Consider the following 6,338-nt stretch of genomic DNA (forward strand, 5'->3'; position numbering starts at 1 on the left):
AGTTTTTGCCCGGCGGTTCCGAACCCGGCGATGGATTGTGCCATGTTGCCGGCCGCGGCCGCGGTGTCGGCGGCGGCATCGTCGCGCGCTTGGTCCGACAGGCTCCCCGCGATCGTCGCGACCTGATCCAGTTCCTCCCTCACGCCGTCGGCCTCCACGGCGATCTCGTTGGCGTATACGCGCAGTTCCTGGGCAATGATCGAGAGGGGCCGGCCAACCGTGCCCAGCCGGCCGCACCGGAGGCTGGTGTTCAGGCCCATGATGCGGATGTCCGCCTCCAAGGTCCGCATGGTGCCGATCTGGCGCACCAGGCGCGCCGTCGCGGCCGACACCGATGCGGCGGCCAGGTCGGTTTGGCGCTGGGCCGTGCCAAACCCGTCCAGCAGGGCCTGGACTTCCCCGACCTCCTCCTCCAGCTCGCCCACGAAGCTGCCTTCATGTCCGCCGGAAGCGCCGAAGGCCTCCTGGCCCTGGCGCACGATCTCCTTGGCGTCGTCCGCCAGTTCGCGCAGCGACGTCAGGATCTGATCGACCTCCCGCGCCAGTTCGTCCGCCGTGTCCTCCAGTTGTGCCGCTTGCAGGCGGCAGCAAAACTGGGCCGCCGGTGGCGTGGTGCCGGCTCCCGGGGCGGGCCCGGTTCCGGTCAGCAGGCCCCCCGTCAGCGGCCCCCCCGTCAGTAGACCCAGGGCATAGTCCACGTGCTCCATGCGCTGGCGCGTGATGTCGCCCACTTGCAGCGCCATGACCGCCTCGCTGATGCGGGCGGTGATGTCTCTTGAGCGTTGGCCGACCATGGCCGCGGCCGCGCCCGCCCGGTGGCCGCGCTCGACCACCGTGCCGACGCTGCGTGTCAGGCGTTGCGGGATGGCCCGGGCCGCCGTGCTCTGCCGCGCGTCCAGGGTGGACTGGTTGGCGATGACTTCCTGCAAGTGGCGGCTGACGCCCGCCAGTTCGGCGGCGAACAGGTCCAGGCTGGACTGGGCCAGGCTCAACGTCCGGCGGATTTCGGTGGCGAAATTCATGAACTCGTCGCTGCTGTCACCGATGACGGCGGCGGCGATCTTGGCGTTGGTGGCCAGCATCGCCACGCCTTTGATCGACTTGTCCATCCGTGCCACCCGGCCGGTGATGGCCGTGACCAGTGCCGTCAGGCTCTGGAACGAACCGGCCTCGACGCCCTGGGTCAGCGCGGAGATGAAGCGCGCCACCCGCGACAGGTCCTGGGTGGCCAGGCGCAGATCCTCCCCATTCATTTCATTGGAAAGCGTGTCGCAGGTGCCGGTCAGGCTGGTCAGGATGTCGACGGCGGTCTCAAGCCGGCGGCCGATGTCCAGGAAATGCGCGTCGGTTGACGCGGACGCCCCCCTGATGGCCTTGGCCACGGTATCCAAATCCCCTCTCATGCCCGTCCTCGATGAATTTTTTGCGGCGCGGCTCGTGGCCACCTGACATTAAGCAGAACCAGGTGAATTGATGGTAACCCTCCGGCGACCATTCATCCTTTCGGTGGCGCGGTGCCATAATCCGCTCGCCCACGGTGTTTCACGTATCCCCACGGTCTCAAGAGCGTCCGCTCCCCTTCGGTTCCGAAGGGTTGGGCGCTGGACGGGCCTGTGTAAAGGGTAAATATAGGCCTATTATAATTCCATTAACATTGAATCACATTAAGATAAAATTCCATGTATTGATTCATATCAAAACCATTCTCAGGCTCTATTTCGTCTTTTTTGTCCGCCAAGGTTTACAATTTATAAACCACCTACCCATAAGATTTGCCTGGCCGGCGAATTTCGGCTATCTAAACGTCTGTGGTAATGCTTTTGGGGTAGATTTTTACCACACCAAATGAGGCGCTGACCATCATTTCACGGCTGCGTCCAGGCGGCCGCGCTTTTTGCTTGTCCGGCTCACATAAGGATTCCGCAATGGGAAACGCATCGCGCGAAGACGTTGGAAAAGTTGTTTTCGACGGATCCCGCACCATTCGTAACGCTGACGAAACGCACGCCATCCTCATGGCGGCGGGCAAGTCCCATGCCGTCGTGGAAATTGAGTGCGGCGCGCTGGACGAGGTTGACCTCAGCTTTGTCCAGCTGCTGATCGCCGCGCGGAACGGCGCCCGGCGCGACCGGCGGGTGGTGAGGTTGGCTGGGCCGGTTTCCGGGGTGCTGCGGGACGCGCTGCAACGGGGCGGCTTCCTGACGGCCGTTGGGCTGGCCGCCGGTGCCACGGCCACCGCCGATCAAACCGCCGACCACGATTTCTGGCTGCATACGGAGGCACGATGATGGCCAAGACCGTCCTGAGCGTTGATGACTCCCCCAGCGTGCGCCAAATGGTGAAGCTGACCCTGGCGGGGGCGGGATACACCGTCCTGCAAGCCGCCGATGGCGCCGAAGGCTTGGCCAAGGCCAAGGATACGGCGGTCGACCTGGTGGTCACCGACCTCAACATGCCGGTGATGAATGGCCTGGACCTCATCCGGGCGTTGCGTCAGCTGCCCGCCTACCGGGGCGTGCCCATCCTGTTCCTGACCACGGAATCCGATGCCGCCATGAAGCAGGAGGCCAAGGCCGCCGGCGCCACGGGCTGGATCACCAAGCCGTTCCAACAGGAACAACTGGTGTCCGTCGTGCGCAAGGTGCTGGGCGCATGAGCACGCTGGATCCGGCGGACGTCTTCCGGCAGGAAGCCCAGGAACTGCTTGAGCAGTTGGAACAGGCGCTGCTCGATCTGGAACACGCGCCGGACGACGCCGACCTGATCAACAGCGCCTTCCGTGCCCTTCATACGGTGAAGGGATCGGGGGCGATGTTCGGCTTCGACGCGGTCGCGTCGTTCACCCACCACGTGGAGACGGCGTTCGATCTGGTGCGCAAGGGCAAGGTGCCGCCCAGCCGGGACCTGATCGCCGTGACGCTGGCGGCCAAGGACCACATGCGCCAGCTGATCGAGGCGCCGGATCTGGCTGAGGCGGCGGACGGCGCCGTCATCCTGCAGACGCTGAAGCAGGTCGTGGGCGACCCGTCGGCATCCGCGGTGGCTGAGGCGCCGCGGGAACTGGCGGCGCAGGTGCACGCGCCGGTCGACGCCACATGGCGGATACGCTTCCGCCTGGGCCGCGACGCCATGGCGATGGGAACCAACCCCCTGTTGCTGCTGGATGAGTTGCGCGGCCTGGGTGTCGCCACGGTCGTCGCCCGGACCGACGGCGTGCCGCCGCTGGAGGACATGACGCCGACGGATTGCCACCTTGCCTGGGACGTCGTGCTGACCACCAGCCAGCCGCGCGCGGTGATCGAGGAGGTCTTCATGTTCGTCATCGACGACATGGAGCTGTCGATCGATCCCATCACCGTTTCCGGTGAAGGCGGCCGCATCGGTGAGATCCTGGTGGACCGGGGCGACGTGGCGCAGGGGGCGGTCGACGCCGCGGTGGCGGCCCAGATGCCCCTGGGCACGTTGCTGGTGAAATCCGGCGAGGTGTCCCCCGATACGCTGGCCGCGGCCCTGGCCGAACAACAGCACCTGAGGGCGGGCGCGACATCGGGTGCCGGCGCGGCGGCCGGCCCGGATGGGGCAAAGCTGGGCGGGGCCAAGGCGGTGTCTAGGGGGACGGACAGCATCCGTGTGCCGGCCGAACGCCTTGATGAGCTGATGGACCGCGTGGGCGAGCTGGTCATCGTCCAGTCGCGCCTGTCCCAGGTGGCGGCGTCGGGCGCCGATGCCGAGGTCAAGGCGATCGCGGAGGAGATCGAGCGCCTGGCCCACGAGCTGCGGGACGCCACCATGAGCGTCCGCACCGTGCCGATCGGATCGCTTTTCGGCCGGTTCCGCCGCATGGTGCATGACCTCGCCGATGAACTGGGCAAGCGCATCGAGCTGGTCACGCTGGGCGAGGAGACGGAACTCGACAAGACGGTCATCGAGCGGCTCAACGATCCGCTGATCCACCTGATCCGCAACGCCATCGACCACGGGCTGGAAACGCCCGACGGCCGCAGGGAGGCGGGCAAGCCGGCGGCCGGGCGCATAACCTTGACCGCCTGCCACGCCGGGGCGGAGGTGATGGTGACCATTGGTGATGACGGCCGGGGCCTGGACCGCGCGCGCATCCAGGCGCGCGCCGAGGACCAGGGCCTGATCCCCGCCGGCGCCAAGCTTTCCGACGCGGAGCTGTTCCAGCTGATCTTCCAGCCCGGCTTCTCGACCGCGAGGGAGGTGACCAACCTGTCCGGCCGGGGCGTGGGCATGGACGTGGTGAAGCGCGCCATTGAAGGGTTGCGCGGCAAGATCGACATCGCCAGCACGCCCGGCGAAGGCACGCGGCTGACCCTGCGGCTGCCGCTGACCCTGGCCATCATCGATGGGCTGTTGGTGCGCGTCGGCACCGGCCGGTACGCCCTGCCACTGTCGGCGGTGGAGGAATGCGTGGAACTGTCGGCGGAGGAGGACGCGCGCTCCCGCGGGCGCAGCTTCCTGAACATCCGGGGCGACCTGGTGCCCTTCCTGCGCCTGCGGGAGCTGTTCCACGTGGCCGAGCCCCCGGACCGCTACCAGAAGGCGGTGATCGTCTCCTTCGGCGGGCAGCGGGTTGGCCTGGTGGTGGACCAGGTGATCGGCAACCACCAGACGGTGATCAAGTCGCTGTCCAAGCTGCACGCCGACGTCGAGACCTTCGCCGGCGCCACCATCCTGGGGGACGGGGCCGTGGCCCTGATCCTGGACATCGCCAACCTGGTCAAGCTGGGCATGGCCTACGAGAACCGCTTCAAAGCCGCCAGCTGACGGCAGGGGGACATCATGACAGCGTGGAAAAGTGGTAAGCCGCTGGAAGTCCTGACCCTGGGCCTGCAAGGCGAGGTCTTCGCCTTGGAGGCCGCGCACGTGCGCGAAATCCTGGATCTCGTTCCCGTCACCGGCGTGCCCAACAGCCAACCTTTCGTCGGCGGGCTGATCAATGTGCGCGGCAAGGTGGTGCCGCTGGCGGACCTGCGCCTGAAGTTCGGAATGGACCTGCAGCCGCCCACCATCGACACCCGCATCGTCGTCACCGAGGTGATGATCGATGGCGCACCCGTGATCGTCGGGCTGCGCGCCGACAAGGTGTACGAAATCACCCAGGTGCCGGCGTCCGCCCTGGAGGAGACGCCGCGCATCGGCATGCGCTGGCGGCCGGAGTACATCCGCTGCATCGCCAAGCGCGGCGCCGAATTCATCGCCGTCCTCGATCTCGAACGCATCTTCTCCGGCGCCGACGCGCGGGACGAAGCCGCCAACCCATCGCAACGCACCGCAGCCTGACGGGGAACCTCACATGCGCATTACCATCAAGCTGAAGCTGGCGTTGACCTTCGCCTTCATCATCATGCTCAGCACCGCCACGGCGGGGCTGGGCATCAGCAGCCTGGCCACCATCAACACCACCATGCGCGACATGGTCGCCGGCCCGGTGCAGAAGCTGCAATGGGCGGAAGAGGTGCTGGTCGACCTAGTGCAGATGGTGCGGGCCGAGAAGAACATGCTGCTCTCGACCAGTCCCGAACAGGTCGAGAAGTACGACCGCGATGTCATGGGCTACCGCCAGGACTTCGCCGACCTGGTCGCCAAGGTCCAGGCCATCATCAGCGCCGAGGGCAAGCCCAAATGGCAGGCGCTGCAAGGCACCTGGCAGCAGTTCCTGGCGACCGACGACAAGATGCGCGAACTGGTCAAGCGCGGCGAGCAGGCCAAGGCCATCGAGATATCGGTGGGGCCGGCGCGCCAACTGGTGGGTGAAGCGCAGCGGCAGTTGGCCGACATCATCGAACTCTACCGCACGCAGATGGCCGGCGCGGAGGCAGACGCCGTCGCCCAATACGAAAGCGCGCGCCTGTTCCTGGTCGTCGCCGTGCTGGCGTCGCTGCTGATCGCCGTGGCGGCTGGCACCTGGATCGCGCTGGGCATCAGCCGGGGCCTGAATCGGGCGGGGGCCCTGGCCCAGGCGGTGGCGGACGGTGATCTGACCCGCACCGCCGAGGTGACGTCGCGGGACGAGGTGGGCGACCTCATGCGCCATATCAACAGCATGATGGAGAAGCTGCGGGAGGTCGTGGGCGAAGCGACGTCGGCGTCGGAGAACGTGTCGTCAGGCAGCCAGGACTGTCGGCGACGGCGGAGGAACTGTCGCAAGGGGCGACTGACCCAGCGTCGGCGGCGGAGGAAGCGTCGGCTTCCAAGGAACAGATGGCGGCCAACTTCAAACAGAACGGGGACAACGCCGGCCAGAGGGAAAAGATCGCTCGGTATTCGGCCGGGGAACCGCAAAACTTTGGGGAGGCGGTGACCCGGGCGGTGCA

The 6,338-nt window shown here is 66.6% G+C and carries 6 protein-coding genes; 5 read left to right on the plus strand and 1 reads right to left on the minus strand.

Features of this window, described 5'->3' with window-relative positions; genetic code table 11:
* The coding region (locus I55_RS21925) for a hypothetical protein (RefSeq protein WP_044562731.1) at positions 1-1,403 on the minus strand (1,403 nt) is incomplete at its 3' end.
* A gap of 522 nt (positions 1,404-1,925) precedes the next feature.
* Here I55_RS21925 and I55_RS21930 point away from each other — a divergent pair.
* Genes I55_RS21930 through I55_RS21950 form a run of 5 tightly spaced genes read left to right on the plus strand, consistent with a single transcriptional unit; the run spans position 1,926 to position 6,325 of the window.
* Positions 1,926-2,288, plus strand: coding sequence for an STAS domain-containing protein (locus tag I55_RS21930; RefSeq protein ID WP_044562728.1), 363 nt, complete (start codon positions 1,926-1,928; stop codon positions 2,286-2,288).
* Positions 2,288-2,656: a response regulator gene (locus I55_RS21935; protein ID WP_044562732.1), complete on the plus strand. Its 369-nt coding sequence runs from the start codon at positions 2,288-2,290 to the stop codon at positions 2,654-2,656. The genes I55_RS21930 and I55_RS21935 overlap by 1 nt, the downstream gene beginning before the upstream one ends.
* Positions 2,653-4,788, plus strand: a complete 2,136-nt coding sequence (locus I55_RS39105) for a chemotaxis protein CheA (RefSeq protein WP_044562729.1) — start codon at positions 2,653-2,655, stop codon at positions 4,786-4,788. Before I55_RS21935 ends, I55_RS39105 begins: the two co-directional genes overlap by 4 nt.
* 15 nt (positions 4,789-4,803) lie before the next feature.
* On the plus strand, positions 4,804-5,304 hold the full coding sequence (locus I55_RS21945) for a chemotaxis protein CheW (RefSeq protein ID WP_044562730.1): 501 nt from the start codon (positions 4,804-4,806) through the stop codon (positions 5,302-5,304).
* Between the two features lie 13 nt (positions 5,305-5,317).
* Positions 5,318-6,325, plus strand: a complete 1,008-nt coding sequence (locus tag I55_RS21950; RefSeq protein ID WP_049974382.1) for a methyl-accepting chemotaxis protein — start codon at positions 5,318-5,320, stop codon at positions 6,323-6,325.
* Positions 6,326-6,338: the final 13 nt, after the last annotated feature.

The organism is Azospirillum sp. B4, from assembly GCF_000333275.1.
GTDB lineage: Bacteria > Pseudomonadota > Alphaproteobacteria > Azospirillales > Azospirillaceae > Nitrospirillum.